This is a genomic window from Polaromonas sp. CF318, from assembly GCF_000282655.1.
In the GTDB taxonomy this organism is placed as follows: Bacteria; Pseudomonadota; Gammaproteobacteria; order Burkholderiales; family Burkholderiaceae_C; genus Polaromonas.
The window spans coordinates 1-15,766 of record NZ_AKIV01000119.1; the positions used below are offsets into that span (position 1 = coordinate 1).

A 15,766-nucleotide genomic window follows, 5' to 3' on the forward strand; every position below is an offset into this window, starting at 1 on the left:
AGCCTGTGCCCTGGGCGTAGCTGTTGGTCGTGCGTTTGAGCACGCCGGCGTTGCCCGAACCCGCGAGGCGGGTTTCGCTCTTGGCGACGCTTCCCGTGAAGGGCCAAGTCTGGTTGAACTCGGTGTAGCTTTCAATGTTGTTGGCCAGGTTTTGGGATTTCATCCACCTGAAGCCCAGCATGCCTCGGCCTGTGCCGAGTTCGGCTTTGAGGCCGCCATAGTTGTATTGCGTGGTGATGATGCCGCCTACGCCATTGCTGCTGGCTACGGAACTCACCACGTACTGCGGAAATACCAGGTCGATTTTGGGAAACACTGCGGCAGTCGGTGCCGAGTCCTTGGTGTACACCGCAGCTTTCGTGAGCGGCAGGTAGGCGATGGTGGTGTTCTTGCCCGACTGATTAATGGCCAGCAACTGGTCGTATATCGATGTTTGGGTATTTGTCCAAAAATAAGCGTAAACACCGTCGGGACCGGTATAAGTCGCCGTGATATCGGGAATGCCGTCGGCGTTGACATCCACGAATTCACTCTTGTAGTTCCCCACAGTTCCCCAGTTGCCATAGATGTTGAGCGCAGAGGTCCAGGGCAGGAAGGTGCCATCGCCTTTACCCATCCATGTGTATGCAAAGACGCCGGAAGGACCGATGTTCACGGCGGTCAGGTCGGCAATGCCGTCGCCGTTCACATCGGCAATCTGGCTCTGGTAGTTGCCGATCACGCCCCAATTTCCGCTCACCGTCGCTGCACTCACCATTGGAAGAAAGGTGCCATCGCCTTTTCCTATCCAGGTATAAGCCCACACACCTACCGGGCCAATTTGCACGGCCGTCAAATCGGGAATGCCGTCGCCATTGACGTCGACAAACTGGCTTCGATAATTACCAAGATCACCCCAGCTTCCAGAAATCGACACCACACTGTTCATGGCGAGGAATGTGCCGTCCCCTTTGCCCAACCACGTATATGCGTACACACCGTCGGGCCCGATCTGCACAGCGGTCAGGTCGGGAATTCCATCGCCATCGATATCGACGATCTGCTTTTGGTAACGGTTCACCGCCCCCCAATTACCTGACACCAGTACGGAACTGATCATCGGAAAAAAGGTGCCGTCACCTTTGCCAAGCCAGGTGTAGCCATACACCCCATCAGGGCCAATATAAACAGCCGTCAGATCGGCAATGCCGTCGCCGTTGACATCTACAACTTCCGACGTGTAGTTTCCTATCGTGCCCCAGTTGCCTGCGACGGAAACAGCGCTCACCATCGGAAAGAACGTGCCATCCCCCTTGCCCAACCACGTGTAGGCCCAGACGCCAACAGGACCAATTTGAACGGCGGTGATGTCGAGAATGCCATCACCATTGACGTCGACAATTTGAGTTTGGTAATTTCCAACCGCACCCCAATTGTCAGGAATGGCAATGACGCTCAACATGGAGCCAAGCGTTCCGTTCCCCTGCCCCAGCCACGTATAAGCCCACACTCCGTCGGTGCCAATATGGATTGCGACCAGATCCGTCACACCGTCTCCATTGAGGTCAGCGCGATATTTCTGGTAGTTGCCCACTGCGCCCCAGGTCCCTGGCACGATCACGCCGGTTTGCTGACCTGCAAAGGTCCCCGGTGCCGCGGACGAGTCCGCCCATGTCAGCCGTATCGGATCCAGGCAACCAGAGGCCGCGGAGCATTCCTTCACGGAATCGATATGTGACTTGTGGGTCGCGGCTCCGTATGCGTACTCCATGGAATAGGTCTTGACCAGGCTGGCGTTCGCGTAGGTCTTGATGGCGGTCATACGTCGGTCCAACTGGACCTGGCTTCCCTGTATGTAGCCTTGGCTCTTGTCAAGCCTTGCCGTGTCGTACTCGAAAGCCACCGAGAACTTCACCGGTGCGGCGGCGGCGGTGTTGCCGCCATAGCTGATGCCGGTCAGCGCGTGGACGCTGCTGTCTGCACTCTCGTAGTAGCTGAAGGTCATGAAGTTGGTCTTGACGTCGGAGATCTTGTTGATCGCCCAGACCCGGACGCTGGATTTGCCTTGCGCCTCTACGCGCGAATCGGCGGTGTTGCCGTATTCCATGGTCAGGCCGGCCTTGGTCTGCACCGTAAAAGAGGCAACCCCGTTGCCTGCGGATCCTGACGCGACGATTTTGCTGAAGCTGTCGAGCTCGGTACGGTACTCACTGCCCGCGGCACCATACGTGCCCGAGACCAGGATCAAACGCTGGCCGTCCATGCAGTAGCGATCGTTCATATCGAACTTGACACCACTTCGCACGCCGTCCTGCGCCATGGTTCTGGGACACCGGGTGATGGTACTGAGCCCGCTCAAACTCCAGCCCACACCGAGCAGGCCGTTGCCGCCCTGGCTGTTGTAAGCCAGTTCGAGTTTGGGCTCCATCCCGGCGACGCCGGGCGAGACTTGAATGGGGATTCGGTAAGTGGCTGAGCCGCCCTCTGAGACGCTGAATTGATTGGGCGTAAAGCCCGCGACGATGCTTGTCTGGGCGTTGGCAGCACATGCAGATAACAAGAGTGCCATTTGCAGCATGGCAGGCATAAGCGCACGTGCAAACGCGGTGTTCACAGTTTTCAAGTGGATTCCCTCCGCCGCGCGATATCGCGGACATTTTTTATTTTGACGCTGGATTATGCCCAGTCGCGTGCGCTCAACAAAGTAAGTTTGACCGCCCGCAGTCAATTGAGAAGGGAATTTGCTGGCTGTAAGTTAAATTAGAGGAAATGGCCTGACGAATTAACAGGCCGTAAGCTGGGTTCCTCCTTCATTTAGAGGAGGGCGAAATTAAATAGGCCGAAACTGAAAGCGAGACTCGACCAAAGACTCAAACTTTCGCAGCCTTCGCGATGGTGACGGACTTGATCCATTCGCGAACCGTTCGATGATGGCGTTCAAATGCGAAGTACATGGCGATCGCCACAAGGTTGGCAACCACAAAAACACTGACCACTTTGACCCAACCGTTCAAACCATGCAAGGCCTCCAAAACCGTGAGGTGCGTCAGGTACAAGGTAAACGAGTAGCTCGCCAGGCCGGCGCTGGCACGGTGCACCCACTCCGGCAAAGTCCAGCCTTCCACGGCCTTGAAACCACTGAACAGGGCAGCAGCCATCAGCAGGCCGAGACGCAGGTCATAGAACTGGCTCAATCCGGGTGTCTGGCCGGTCGCGAGGCGATACCTTTGCAGGCAGAGCACGGAAAAGAACACCGCCAGGGAAAACCACCAGACCTTGGGAAGGCGCGGCAGCATCACAGCGGCGACAGCGCCAACACCCCAGAAAAACGCCAACACGCCTCCAACAGCCTGCAGAGAGGTTGCATAAATGCCAACGGCAATAAAAGGCAAAGACCAAATCGGCAATTTGCGCATAAAGAACAGCGCACCAAACCCCATGTAAAACCACCATTCCATTGCAACACTCCACAACGGTTGGCCGGTTCCCAGACGCTCAAAAGGCTTGAGGCCAATCACATGAAGCGGATAGTCCTGCAACATAAAAAGGTTGGCGAAAAAAGTACCCGGGTCCGTAGGCCCGCCAAGACCCAGGACGAGGCCCACTACAAGGATGAAGCACAGGCAGGGTGCATACGCCGTGAATATCCGCGAAAACCTGTCGATAAAGTATTCCGTGAAACTGTCCTTCTTCATCGCCGTGGTGGTGATCAAGAATCCCGACAGGAAAAAGAAAAGCACCACCCCCAGGTCCTGAATGGTGACCTTGAGTTCATGGCCGGACACACTGGTGACATGCCCGATCAAGACCAACTGCGCAGCCAAACCACGGATAAGGTCAAGAAAGGTGACTTGTGATTTGGTCATGGATTGCCGTATTTTGGGAAGCCACACTTTACTACGTCGACCGAGTGGAAAGCTGGGTCATTTACCTGGGAGGCACCAACGGCCACCGCGCGCCACACCTGTCAAAACTCGGTAGCAGAGGCGACTAGTACGCTGCGTTACAACGGCCTTGGCAAAGTGAATGAGTGCCGCTACCGGTACGACACATCCGCGTTTTCCGCGTCGCCACCGGGCTGCCCATCCTTGCCGTAGGAGAGCAGGTCAAAATCACTCCCCGCGGAGGGCGGCCGGTACACATAGGGCTTCCCCCAGGGATCCAGCGGCACGCTTTTCTGCAGATATGGGCCCTGCCATTTGGGCTCATCAGCCGGTTTGACCATCAAGGCATTCAAGCCCTTATCGGCACTGGGGTAGGACCCCGTGTCCAGCCGATAGGTATCCAGGGCTTTGGCGAGGGCTTCAATTTGCGCCTTGGCCGCGCCCTGCTCGGACTTGCCGATCTGGGCGAAGTAACGCGGGCCGACATAGGCGGCCAACAGGCCAATGATGACCATCACGACGAGCAATTCCAGCAAGGTAAAACCATACGACTTGCGGTCTGTGTTTTTTGTACGATTCATTTTCAGGATGGAAGTTTTTTCATGGCGTGTTGATTGACGGACTCGCAGTTTTTTCGAACTTCTTCGCAGGAAAATCCGTCGATGTTATAGCGACTTGGGTTTTACGCTTTTTCGAGCCTTTAAATGTTTGGCATTGCATCGGCCTCAGGCCTTCGAAGTGATCTCCCATACATCACCAATACCACGCATGAGATGCGCGCGTTTCGCCGCCCTGTTCCTTCCCCTCTTCAATCTCAGTCGACATGGCCCTTCCAGGGTCAGTTAGCGACGGCCAAACAAAAAGAACTCTATCAAAAGCACCATCACCAAGGCCAGGAGCCAGAATGGTAGCTTCATAAGTCCAAACGCAAGTAATTGAAAACCAATGCCGTTCGTGTACGTCTCGTCAATGGGGAAGGCCGCAAATGCTTGGTACAAGTACCAAAACAGATGCCCAACCAAAAGCGAAGCCCATGTTGCCAGGCTTAGCCGATAAAGATACCGATGATTGCGAGTCATGAAGTTCTCATTTATAGACCGTTAGGTGGCGCAAACCGCTGTTTGATGGTGTCAATGAGCGCCTGTGGAATTTGTCCGCCCTTAGGGATGTAATAGGTCTCTGCCCCCGGGATTTTCATCGTCTCGCGTGCAAGACTCCCAGGAAATGCCGCAGCATTGTTTGAAATCCCCGCGGCACCGAGCGCTTCATTCGTTCTGACCACGCAATTGTCAATGATGCCAACACTGTTCTTCCCAGGTTTCCCGGCGAAGTAACTTAGTGCGGCTGCGTCTTGCTCAGCGGTCGTTGGAATGATTGTGATTTGTTGGTCACGGAGTTCACTTTGCTTGGAGATGTACGCTAGCGGATCACTGCCAAGCAACGTGTTGTTTCCATAGCTGAACATGCCGGCCCCTTCAACTGCCAGCGCGCTATGACCAAAAGGATTGGTACGTTCTCGCATGCCGCCGGTGATATGCATTAGATTATTAAAGAGATACCCAAACGCAGCCGTAGCAGCACCATTCCGAAATTTCCCGCCAGCGATCTCAGAGCCCACTCCACCTGCAATGGCAACAGCAGTTCCCTGGGCAACGCCAGATCCCCAACTCTCAGTGGTATTCGTCGCGAACTTCCCAAACACCGCACTGGCAGCGCCCGCGCCGCAATTGCCCCCACTCGCCGCCTGGCCGATGCAGCCAGCAGCCGCGTGCGCCAGATAGCGCTCTGCGGAAGCGGCCTGGCCTATTCCGCCAGCGGCGCCAAACAGGCCTCCACTCAAAGCCCCCTGCATAGCACCTTTGAAGGTACCGCCGGAGCTGACGGCCCCGGCTGCGAAGCCGCCAGCAGCACCGGCCAACGCGGAGCCTATCGCACTTAGCTGGAACGTCGCGCCCGTTCCCGTAACCGCCCAGGAGCCAAGCGCGGTCGCGGCACCGCCAGAAGCGCTGGCGAATGCGCCACTTATGGCGCCGCCGGTGTAATACGCCACGACGACAGTCACCACCACCTTAAAGACGCTGCGCAGGCTGAAGTAACCGCTGGGATCGGTATAGGCCAGTGGGTTGTTCATCACATAGGCATAACGGTTGTAGCTCTGCGCAAAAGCCGGATCCTGAATGAACGGATCGGCACTCATAAACCGCCCGATCAGCGGGTCATACACCCGGCCATTCATATGGATCACCCCCATCTCGTCAAGGTGCTCATGCAGGGTGTAGCCGCGGTCCGTGTTAATCCCGGCGATGGCGTCCAATGTGTCCGACTTGCCGTTCACAAAGCGCCGCTTGCCCCAGGGATCAAAGGCCATACGCTCGATGACCGCGCCTGTTTCGTTGCTGATCGCCGTCACGCTGCCCAGGTGATCATGGTGGAAGTAGCTCGTGGCCGTCGCAGGGGTTGATCCCAGCGCTCCCGTTCTCTGGACGAACAGCGCAAACACCACCCCACCAGCGCTCACATAGTGCTTGTTCTCGGTGATTCCCGTGGCCTTGATCTCTTTCTCGTAAGACAAGCCCAGGCTGTCCTCGCCATTAAGGTACCAGGTCGTACCCGGATTGGGCCCGCCCGTGACTGTTTGCTTGATGCGCTGATGCTCGGGGCCGTAGACGAAGGTCAGGCTCCTATCGGTGGCGGTGGCCGTGGGGTTGGTCGCATTGGCTAGAGCACCAAACTCGATCCTGGCGGGCATATTGAAACTGGTGTAGCTCTCCCAGCGCACGGTTCGCCTGTTGTTCACTGCATCCTGGCTGACCGTGTACCAGAGGTTTCCGTTTCCCAGCGCCATGCTGTTGACGGTTTGCGCACCGGGCTTGTAGTCGTCAAAGGCATATGTCAGCTGGCGTGTGCCGGAGAGCGCAACCTGCGCACCGGGCGCCGTTTCCAGCGTGATATTGGTCATCCGGTTGGGCCGCGCACCGTCATACCAGTAGCGGCCCACATCGCTCTTGTAAGTGATGTTGCCGCGCGCGTCGTACATGACCTCAGTCGTTGTCGGGGGGCTGACCGCCCCGCTCAATAAGGTATTCAAGGTCAGCCGGTTCAGGCTGTCATAGCTGAAGCTTTCCTGGGTGCCGACGCCGGATGAGTTGTCTGCCCGGGTCTTGAGGTTGCCCAAGGAGTCATAGGTATAGCTCTGGTTGAGCACGTTGCCTGTGGCCTGGCCGTCCTTGGTGACGGTCTGGCCGGTGAGCCGGCCATTGGCCTCGTTGTAGGCCTTGACGGTGGTGACCTGGTTGCCCTGTTTGTACTGCGTGATATGGCCCTGCGCGTCCATGGCCAGCACTTCGTAGCTCACGGTCTGGGTAAAGCCGTTGGTGCCGCCGCCGTTCACCTGCTTGAGGTAGCCGGTGGCGCTGTAGACATAGCTGGCCCGGTAGCCGGTGGGCCAGGTCTTGCTGGCCATGCGGCCGGTGACGGCGTCATAGGCGATGCTGACGACCGCCGGGGTTGCGGGGTTGTCCAGCACGGTGGAGGTGCTGCTTGCGCGGCCCAGGCTGTCATAGGTATGCACGCGCTTGTAGCCGTTGTCGGCCTTGGCTTCGCAGAGCTTGCCGACGCCTTTACCGCAGGCGCTGCCGTCAAACTTGGTGTCGTAGCTCCACTGGCTCACGAGGTCGGGTTCTGTGCGCTGGGTCATGCGGCCCAGGCTGTCATACACCATGGTGACGCTCTGGCCCAGGCTGTCGCGTTGCCAGACCAATTCACCAAAGACGTTGTAGCGGTACTCCCACGCGCCCATGGCGGTATCGGCCATGCTGGTTTTTTGCCCGCGTTGGTTGTAGGCCATGGTCGTTATGGAGCCGGCTGCGTTGGTTTGCCGCAGTTGGCCGAGCGCGTCGTAGGTATAGGTGACGGTGTTGCCCTGGGTGTCAGTGACCTGGGCGACCTGACCTTGGGCGTTCTTGGTCGTGGTTTTGGTCTGGCCCTTGCTGTTGGTGGTGACGGTGGTCAGGCCGTTATAGCTGATGGTGGTGACGGCCACCCCGCCGGTGGCATCAGGGTCGGGCGACTCTTCTTTGGTAACTCGGCCGAGCACGTCGTAGGTGTATGTCGCCCAGTGAGCGGTGCCGCCGGTAAGCTTGTAGAGGTTGGACTTGCGGGAGACACGGCCCAGAGCGTCGTATTCGGTGTCCTGCGCCAGGATTGGGGCGGCGCCTGCGCCGTCAAAACCAGCGGTCTGGCTGCGCACAACGCGGTTCAGGGTGTCGTAGTAAGAGCGTTTCTCGGGGGCATTGACTGCCGCATTGCCCGCGTAGCTTTGTTCGATGGCGACCCACTTGATCACAGCACCGCCTATGGGGCCGGGGCAGCTGATGCCGGCGTCGGTGCACAGCTTGTACGCCCAGGTGGTGTAGGTACCATCGGAGCGGGTTTCCTTGGCTTTGCGGCCAAACCCGTCGTACTCCCACTGGGTGGCCAGGCTGTTGGGGCCGGTAAGTCTGGACGTGGCGCCGAAGCGGGCGTCGTAGGTTTTGGTTTCACTTTGGCCCAGAACGTTGTTGGTGCTTAAGGGGAAGCGTCCATCGGCGCCGTAGCTGTTGCTAGCGGTGCGCGGCGTCGCAGCGCTGGCGATCGCGTAACCGGTGGCGCCCGCGCAGGCGGCGGTGGTGATGCTGCTCTTATTGCCAAAGGTGTCGTAACTGTGGCTGGTCTGCAAGCAGTCGTTGGGCCTGTCGGGTTCGACCACCTCGCGAATCAACAGCCCCCGGGCGTCGTATTCGAAGCTGCCGGTTCGGATCTGAGTGTCGGCTCGCGCCTGGCTGCCCCACGGGCCCAACAGGGCCAACAGCCACAGGGCTGCAACACGCTTGGTGCTTTGTTGTTTCATCATTGCTTCCTGCCCTCTGGCTTTTTTGACTGGATCGGAATTCGCCCGTGGATTATTCAGGCCTGGGCAGAGCAGTTCAGAGGTGTTTGCCCACGACTGGACAATGTTGGGCAGAAAAATTCCAAATAACGGACATTGGCTGCCCACAACCCGGAAGACCTTCGACCAAAAGAGCGGAGATACAGACGCCTCACCCGTGTACGATGACGGCTGACTTTCGCGACACAGCCCTGACACAACCCTATTTGCGGCTTTCTCTTTACTTCATTCCAGCACTCTTCAACCATGGCCCTAGACACCTGGACCGCCTACTTCCTCGCCTCCATCCTGATCGCGCTGTCGCCCGGCTCCGGCGCCGTGCTGGCCATGAGCCACGGCCTGAGCTTCGGCATGCGGCGCACGCGCGCGACGATTGCCGGGTTGCAGATCGGGCTGGTGGTCATCCTGCTGGTGGCGGGTGCGGGTGTGGGTTCGCTGCTGGTGGCGTCGGAGCTGGCTTTCAGCGTCGTCAAGATCCTGGGCGCGGCCTATCTGATCTACATCGGCTGGGCGCAGTGGCGCTCGTCGAACGGCATCGCGGCGGACGGCGAGGCCGGCGTGGCGGATGCCGGCGGCCTCTCAGCGAAACGGCGCTTCTTCACGGGCCTGCTGACCAATGTGACCAACCCCAAGGGCATTCTGTTTATGGTGGCGGTGCTGCCGCAGTTCATCAGCCCCAGCCGGCCGCTGTGGCCTCAGCTGCTGGTGATGGCCGTGACCACGGTGGCGGTGGACACCGTGGTGATGCACGGTTATGCCTTCGCGGCCAGCCGGCTGCAAACGCTGTTCAGGAATGCGCGTGCGATCCGGCTGCAGAACCGGGTGTTCGGCGGCATGCTGATGGCGGTGGGCGCGGGCCTGTTCTTCGTGAAGCGCAGCCACGCGGCGGCGCATTAGGCTCTCACGTCAAGCCTTTGGGGCCTGGACCGAAACAATCGCTGCCAGCTTTCGCAGCGCCTCGTCGACCTGGCTGGAAAAGGGCTCGCCGCAGCTGATGCGCAAAAAGTTATCGAAGCGGTTGGAGTTGGAAAACATCGAACCCGGCGCGACGCGTATGCCCTGGCGTATGGCGGTGTCGAAGACGGCCTGCGCCGAGATGCCTGCCGGCAGTTCCACCCACAGCATCATGCTGCCCCTGGGCACCGACAGCCGCGTGCCGGCCGGAAAGTGGGCGGCAATGGCCTCGGCCATCTGCTCGCGCTGGACGTTGAGCATGCGGCGCAGCCTGGCCATGTGGCGGTCGTAGGCGCTGGAGGCCATGAACTCGGCCACGGTGTACTGGGCCAGGACTTCATTGGCACGGCTTTGCGCATACTTGATCATCTGGATGCGCGCCTGCCAGCGGCCGCCGGCGACCCAGCCCAGGCGAAGGCCGGGCGCCAGGGTCTTGCGCAGCGAGGCGCAGTAAATCACCGAGCCGTCACGGTCCCAGGCCTTGGCGGCCTTGAGGGGAATGTCGTCGGGGCCCAGGGCGCCGTAGGTGTCGTCCTCGATCAGCGCGACCTGCTGGCGCTCGCACAGCCGCACCAGCTTTTCTTTTTCGGCATCGGGCATGACGCTGCCCAGCGGGTTGTGGAAATTGGGCATGACCACCACGGCGCGAATCCTGTCGTGCGTGCGCAGGGCCAGGTCCAGCGCCTCGACGGAAATGCCCTGTTGCGGGCTGGTGGGGATTTCCAGCGCGCGCAGCCCCAGGCTTTCAAGGATTTGCAGCAGGCCGTGGTAGGTGGGCGACTCCACCGCGACGGTGTCGCCGGGCTGCGCCACCGCGCGCAGGGCGATATTGAGCGACTCTATGCAGCCGTGGGTGACCAGGATGTCCTCGGGCGAGAGCTGCATGCCGGCTTCCAGTGCCCGCTTGGCCAGTACGGCGTTGAGCGGCGAATCGTGCAGGAAGTCGGGCGCGCTCACCAGCAAAAAGGGATGCTTTCGCAATGTCCGCGTGGCGGCGTTTTTCAACGCCTCGGCAGGGTACATCGCGGGCGAGCCGTAAGTGCCCGCGAGGTTGGTGACCAGCGGGTAGACATCGCATTTGGCGACAAAGTCTGAGACGCGGTCGTGGACGCCGACGTACTGGGCCGGGTCCAGCTTGCGGCCGGACTCGGGCTCGCTGGGCGGCTGCAGGTCGGTGCGCCGGCGCTTGAGCACAAAGTAGCCGGATCGCGGCCGTGCCTCGAGCAGGCCTTCGTCCTCCAGCGTGTGGCAGGCCTCCACCGCGGTCGACAGGCTGACCTGGTGCAGCCGCGTCAGCGCCCTGACCGAAGGCATGCGCTCACCGGGCAACAGCACGCCGGACTGTATGGCCTGCCGGTAATGACTGGAAAGCCGCAGGTAAAGCGGCTGCGAAGGAGCTTGCGCGGGGGTTTGGGCCAGGGGTAACACGTCCATGGGCTGAATGATCCGTGAAGGGACTGCGGCGACACAGCCACAGATGGGGCAAAACCAGACCATAACAGATAGAGAAAAAGCTTTCTGTACCGATACAGAAAGGGCTTGTGTGCATCTGTCGGGAATGGGGCGCCTTCCTTAATCTTGCAGCCATGCCCTCCCCGACCGACCACCCCTGATTGGAGCCGCCATGCAGCACCGCCCCGCCCTTCGCCACCTCGAGCTAGACGCCGGTGAATCCCTGTTTTTCCACAGCAAGGCCGGCAGCGCGCTGATCAGCACCTCGGGCACCTTGCTGGTGACGGGCGCGCCGCGCTGGCTGGGCGAGCAGGTATTTCGCGACGCCGCGGCACTGGAGCCCGGGCAGTCGCATGCCGTAGCCGAGGATGGCTGGATCACGGTCACCGCCCAGCACGGTGGCGCGGCCTGCCTTGTGAGCCAGCCGGCCCGCGTGCCGCTGCCGCAAAGGCTGGCGGCGGCGGCCCAAAAATGGTTGGGCCGGCTGTCGGGAATCACCCAGTCCGCGCGCGGGCGATACCGCAGCGCCCAGCCGGTTTGAGGCCGCCGCGCTAAATTCGATCTTCGTTCCCTTCACTCCTGACCCACACCCATGACCACTTCCGCCTGGCTTTTGTTCATCACCATTTCACTCGTCACCGCGCTCAGCCCCGGGCCGGGTATTTTGCTGGCGGTTTCCAATGCCGTGGCCTGGGGGCCGCGCAAGACGCTGTGGAGTTCGGGCGGCAATGTGCTGGGCGTGTTCTCGGTCTCGGCCGCGGCGATGGCGGGCCTGGGTACCCTGCTGCACACCTCGGCCTGGCTGTTCGCGGTGCTCAAAGCCGTGGGCGCGGTCTACCTGGTCTACCTCGGCTGGCGCCAGTGGACCAGCAAGACCTCGATGTTCGACGCGCCCCTGCCGGAACAGTCGCAGCCCGGCAAAAGCAATGCCGCGCTGTTCCGCCAGGGCCTGCTGGTGGCGCTGACCAACCCGAAAAGCATCTTGTTTTTCACCGCGCTGTTTCCCCAGTTCATCCATCCCGAAGCGCCGGTGCTGCCGCAGTTCATGGCGCTGACCAGCGCGTTTGCGGCCTGCGTGCTGAGCTCGCACATGGTTTACGTGCTGCTGGCGCGCCACACGCACCGCTGGTTCGGCACGCCGCGCCGGGCCCGGGTGTTCAACCGCATCTGCGGCGGCGCCTTCGGCCTGCTGGGGCTGAGCCTGCTGCGGCTCAAAAGCCCCAGCTAAGCCCCCCTGAATTCCCCCCTCTCTATATAACTACCCTCAGAAAGCGCCTCCCATGGAAGATTCACGCGATGCCCGTTTTGCCGCCCAGGAAACCGCCCTCGGCTACAGCTTTGAGGGTGAGCTCAAGATAGGCGGCAACTACGTGTCCACCGTCCGGCACGGCGATGTGGTCTACGTCAGCGGCCAGGTGCCGCGCGTGGGCAGCACCGTGGTGGTCACCGGCCGCGTCGGTGCCGACGTTTCGCTGGTCCAGGCCCAGCTGGCCGCCAGGGTCTGCGCCATGCGCGCGCTGGTGCTGCTGCGGCAAAGCCTGGGCAGCCTGGACCGTATCCAGCAAATCCTGCGCGTCACGGTCTACACGCAGTCCGCGGCCGACTTCAGCCAGCAAAGCGAGGTAGCCGATGCCGCGTCGGAGCTGCTGCATGCGGTGCTGGGCGCAGCCGGCACGCACACGCGCACTTCGGTGGGCGTGGCGCAACTGCCCAAGAACGCGGCGGTTGAGCTGGACCTGATCGCCGCCGTCACGCCCGAATAACCGGCGTCAACTCCCCGGCAGCAGGCGCACCAGCTTGCCCTTGCTGTTGTCGGTCAGCACATACAGCAGGCCGTCCGGGCCCTGGCGCACGTCGCGTATGCGCTCGCCGAGTTCGGTGAGCAGCTTGCTTTCGCGCAGCACCTTGCCGGTAAAAGGTGCCGTAAAAGGCGCCGACAGCTCAATGCGGTCCAGGTAGCCGAACTTGAGCGAGCCGACAAACAGGTTGCCCTGCCAGGCCCTGCCGTAACGTTCGCTGGTCAGAAAGGCCATGCCCGAAGGCGCGATGGACGGCACCCAGTAATGCAGGGGCTGCTGCATGCCGGCTTTTTCGGTGATGCCCTCGCCTATCTTGCCGCCGCCGTAGTTCTCGCCATAGGTGATGACGGGCCAGCCGTAGTTGGCACCGGCCCTGGGCAGGTTGATTTCGTCACCGCCTTGCGGTCCGTGCTCATGCATCCAGAAGCTACCGTCGGGTGCCAGCGTCGCGCCCTGGGCATTGCGGTGGCCGTAGCTCCATATCTCCGGCAGGGCACCGGCTTTGCCCACAAAGGGGTTGTCTGGCGGCACCGTGCCGTCTTTGTTGATGCGCACGATCTTGCCGTGGTGGTTGTCCAGGGCCTGGGCGTCTTCCTTGCGCGAAAAGCGCTCGCCCAGCGTGAGGAAGAGCTTGCCGTCGGCGGCCCCGCCCGGGCCGGCCCGGCTTTCAACGATGCGGCAACCGAAGTGCGCGCTGCTGGCCACTTTGGGCTTCTGGCTGAAGATGATCTTGAGGTTTTCCAGCCGGCCCTCGTCGCTGCTCAGGCTCGCCCGCGCCAGGGCCGTGCTGTTGCCGCGGCCCCCGGGGCCGGGTTCGGAAAAGCAGAAAAAGACCGTTCGGTTGCGGGCAAAGTCGCTGTCGGTGATGAGGTCCAGCAGGCCGCCCTGCCCGCCGGCGGCTACCTCCGGCAGCCCGGCCACGGGTGGCCCCAGCCTGCCGTCAGCCGAGATGACGCGCAGCCGGCCCGGGCGCTCGGTCACCAGAAAACGGCCTCCCGGCAAAAAAGCCAGGCCCCAGGGATTTTCCAGGCCGCCGGCCACGGTTTCCGGACGAACGGCCTGGGCTTGGGCAGGCGTGCCGGATGCAAAAATCGCTATCAAAACAAGAGCGAACTTTGTATATGTGACCTTGAAAAACTGCATATTTCACTTCTTAAATTAATGCAGGCCCGGTAGCCGCGGTGCGGGCCATGGCAGCGGACCCTTGGCAGGTCGCCAATGCGCCCTTTTCATATGCAAACGTAGGACCTGAAGCGTCAAAAGGGGTTTTTCCGTAGATAAACTCGTTACAAATCAAGGGTTTGTAAAGCTTATCAAGAAGCCACTTGAGGTTGACGTAGGACAGATCTGTCAAGTATCCTAGGCGCCATGCGAAAAATTGCCCCTGCCCTCGTCATTGCCTCTGCCGCTTTGCTGGCAACCGGCGTGCATGCGGCACCGGGCAACTCCAGCGATGACATGGACAAGCTGCTGGCCGACAAAGGCCTGCTCACGCAAATCGGCCAGGTCCGCCAAAGCGTCAGCAACAAGGCGTCCGAACTCGTGGTCAATGCCATGGGTTTCCTGGGGGTTCCTTACAAACGCGGCGGCAATACGGTGGAAACCGGTTTTGACTGCAGCGGCTTTGTGCGCGCCATCTACGAACAAAGCGTCGGCCTGCTGCTGCCGCGCCGGGCCGAGCAACAGGCCGCGGCCACCCAGCGCATCGAGAAAAACGAGCTGCAGCCCGGCGACCTCGTGTTTTTCAACACAATGCGGCGCGCTTTCAGCCATGTCGGCATTTACGTCGGCGACGGTAAATTCATCCACTCCCCCAAACCCGGCGCCGAAGTGCGCGTCGAAAGCATGGGCGTGAGCTACTGGCAGCGCCGCTTTGACGGCGCCCGCCGCGTGCAGCCAACCGGCACCCCCCCGCCGGAAACCGATCGCACGGCGACCCTGCCAGGTTCCCAGGCAGCGGCAGCCCGTGCCCCCGAAATCCAGGCCGCGCAAACTGCGGCCTCGCCCCTCACCGCCAGCTTGCAGACGCAGCAAGTACAGGAACAATACCGGCGCTGAGCCGGTTTTTTTTCGCCCATTAACGGGGCTTTCTTGCCCTTATTCCTTCTCCCGTTCGTTTTTCGGCGACATGTCGAGTTCCACCGCCTGGCCGTTGTCTATGGCCTGGCCGGCGCCGGAAGGTGAACTCCGGACCGTGCGCACCTCGGTGTCAGCCACCAGGCCGGCGGCCTGGGCCAGCTGAAGCACGGGCTGCTCGGCCGGGGCGCCTTCGGCCAGGTTGCTGCCGGACGGGATCACGCGGTTGTTTTCGGCGTTGGAGGACAGCTGCTGGTTGCCCTGGGGCTTGCCGTTGACGTTGACCAGGCCGCCGCCCGAATTCGTCACCTGCCCGAAATTGCCGCTGACGCTCCCGCTGGCCGCGGTCACCGTGACCTGGGAAGACGAGCCCGTCACCTGGGCCTCGCCGACGGCGGCCACCGCCACGACGGGCGCCACGACATTGGCCACCACCGAGTCGCCGGCCAGCGAGGCGGAGCCTGAGGCCACCACCACCACGTTCACGTCGCCCTGCGGCGCCTGCACGACCACATTGTTGCCGCTGATGTTGCCGCTGATGTCGCCGGTGCTGCTGCTGACCTGCACATTGCCCTGGCTGGTGGTGGTGGCGCTAATGTCACCCTGCGCCTGCACAACCACATTGCTGCCGCTGATGCTGCCGCTGATGTCGCCGGTGCTGCTGCTGATCTGCACATTGCCCTGGCTGGTGGTGG

The 15,766-nt window shown here is 61.2% G+C and carries 13 protein-coding genes; 5 read left to right on the forward strand and 8 right to left on the reverse strand.

The annotated features are described in order from the left end of the window. The 5 genes from PMI15_RS19490 to PMI15_RS19510 form a co-directional block, all read right to left on the reverse strand. Nucleotides 1-2,593, reverse strand: a 2,593-nt coding sequence (locus PMI15_RS19490; RefSeq protein ID WP_238541158.1) for an FG-GAP-like repeat-containing protein, incomplete at its 3' end; no start/stop codon positions are given. A gap of 256 nt (nucleotides 2,594-2,849) precedes the next feature. Beyond that, on the reverse strand, nucleotides 2,850-3,845 hold the full coding sequence (locus PMI15_RS19495) for an acyltransferase (protein WP_007873418.1): 996 nt from the start codon (nucleotides 3,843-3,845) through the stop codon (nucleotides 2,850-2,852). Nucleotides 3,846-4,015: 170 nt separating this feature from the next. Beyond that, the gene (gene gspG / locus PMI15_RS19500; RefSeq protein WP_007873419.1) at nucleotides 4,016-4,444 is read right to left on the reverse strand and encodes a type II secretion system major pseudopilin GspG; all 429 of its coding nucleotides are present in this window, start codon (nucleotides 4,442-4,444) and stop codon (nucleotides 4,016-4,018) included. A 261-nt stretch (nucleotides 4,445-4,705) separates the two neighbouring features. Beyond that, nucleotides 4,706-4,942 carry a hypothetical protein gene (locus PMI15_RS19505; protein ID WP_036840165.1) on the reverse strand — a complete coding sequence of 79 codons (237 nt, stop codon included), beginning with the start codon at nucleotides 4,940-4,942 and terminating at the stop codon, nucleotides 4,706-4,708. An 11-nt stretch (nucleotides 4,943-4,953) separates the two neighbouring features. Then, nucleotides 4,954-8,751: an RHS repeat domain-containing protein gene (locus PMI15_RS19510; protein ID WP_007873420.1), complete on the reverse strand. Its 3,798-nt coding sequence runs from the start codon at nucleotides 8,749-8,751 to the stop codon at nucleotides 4,954-4,956. A gap of 285 nt (nucleotides 8,752-9,036) precedes the next feature. Here PMI15_RS19510 and PMI15_RS19515 point away from each other — a divergent pair, with 285 nt between their 5' ends. Next, entirely contained in the window at nucleotides 9,037-9,687 is a 651-nt protein-coding gene (locus tag PMI15_RS19515; RefSeq protein WP_007873421.1) for a LysE family transporter, read from the forward strand. A gap of 9 nt (nucleotides 9,688-9,696) precedes the next feature. Here the strand turns inward: PMI15_RS19515 and PMI15_RS19520 are convergent, their stop codons facing one another. Then, complete coding sequence (locus PMI15_RS19520; protein WP_007873425.1) at nucleotides 9,697-11,178, reverse strand: PLP-dependent aminotransferase family protein; 1,482 nt, start codon at nucleotides 11,176-11,178, stop codon at nucleotides 9,697-9,699. Between the two features lie 190 nt (nucleotides 11,179-11,368). Between PMI15_RS19520 and PMI15_RS19525 the strand changes: the two genes are divergently transcribed. Genes PMI15_RS19525 through PMI15_RS19535 form a run of 3 tightly spaced genes read left to right on the forward strand, consistent with a single transcriptional unit; the run spans nucleotide 11,369 to nucleotide 12,959 of the window. Beyond that, on the forward strand, nucleotides 11,369-11,737 hold the full coding sequence (locus PMI15_RS19525) for a hypothetical protein (RefSeq protein ID WP_007873433.1): 369 nt from the start codon (nucleotides 11,369-11,371) through the stop codon (nucleotides 11,735-11,737). Nucleotides 11,738-11,788: 51 nt separating this feature from the next. Next, on the forward strand, nucleotides 11,789-12,424 hold the full coding sequence (locus PMI15_RS19530; RefSeq protein ID WP_007873435.1) for a LysE family translocator: 636 nt from the start codon (nucleotides 11,789-11,791) through the stop codon (nucleotides 12,422-12,424). 52 nt (nucleotides 12,425-12,476) lie between these two features. Further along, nucleotides 12,477-12,959 (forward strand): RidA family protein, encoded by a 483-nt coding sequence (locus PMI15_RS19535; RefSeq protein WP_007873437.1) that lies wholly within the window; start codon nucleotides 12,477-12,479, stop codon nucleotides 12,957-12,959. A gap of 6 nt (nucleotides 12,960-12,965) precedes the next feature. Here the strand turns inward: PMI15_RS19535 and PMI15_RS19540 are convergent, their stop codons facing one another. Continuing rightward, nucleotides 12,966-14,138 carry a PQQ-dependent sugar dehydrogenase gene (locus PMI15_RS19540; RefSeq protein WP_007873439.1) on the reverse strand — a complete coding sequence of 391 codons (1,173 nt, stop codon included), beginning with the start codon at nucleotides 14,136-14,138 and terminating at the stop codon, nucleotides 12,966-12,968. A 225-nt stretch (nucleotides 14,139-14,363) separates the two neighbouring features. Here PMI15_RS19540 and PMI15_RS19545 point away from each other — a divergent pair, with 225 nt between their 5' ends. Further along, complete coding sequence (locus PMI15_RS19545; protein WP_007873441.1) at nucleotides 14,364-15,053, forward strand: C40 family peptidase; 690 nt, start codon at nucleotides 14,364-14,366, stop codon at nucleotides 15,051-15,053. Between the two features lie 39 nt (nucleotides 15,054-15,092). On the opposite strand, the gene PMI15_RS19550 is transcribed toward PMI15_RS19545, so the two are convergent. Next, a partial coding sequence (locus tag PMI15_RS19550; RefSeq protein WP_007873442.1) for a hypothetical protein occupies nucleotides 15,093-15,766 on the reverse strand: 674 nt, incomplete at its 5' end.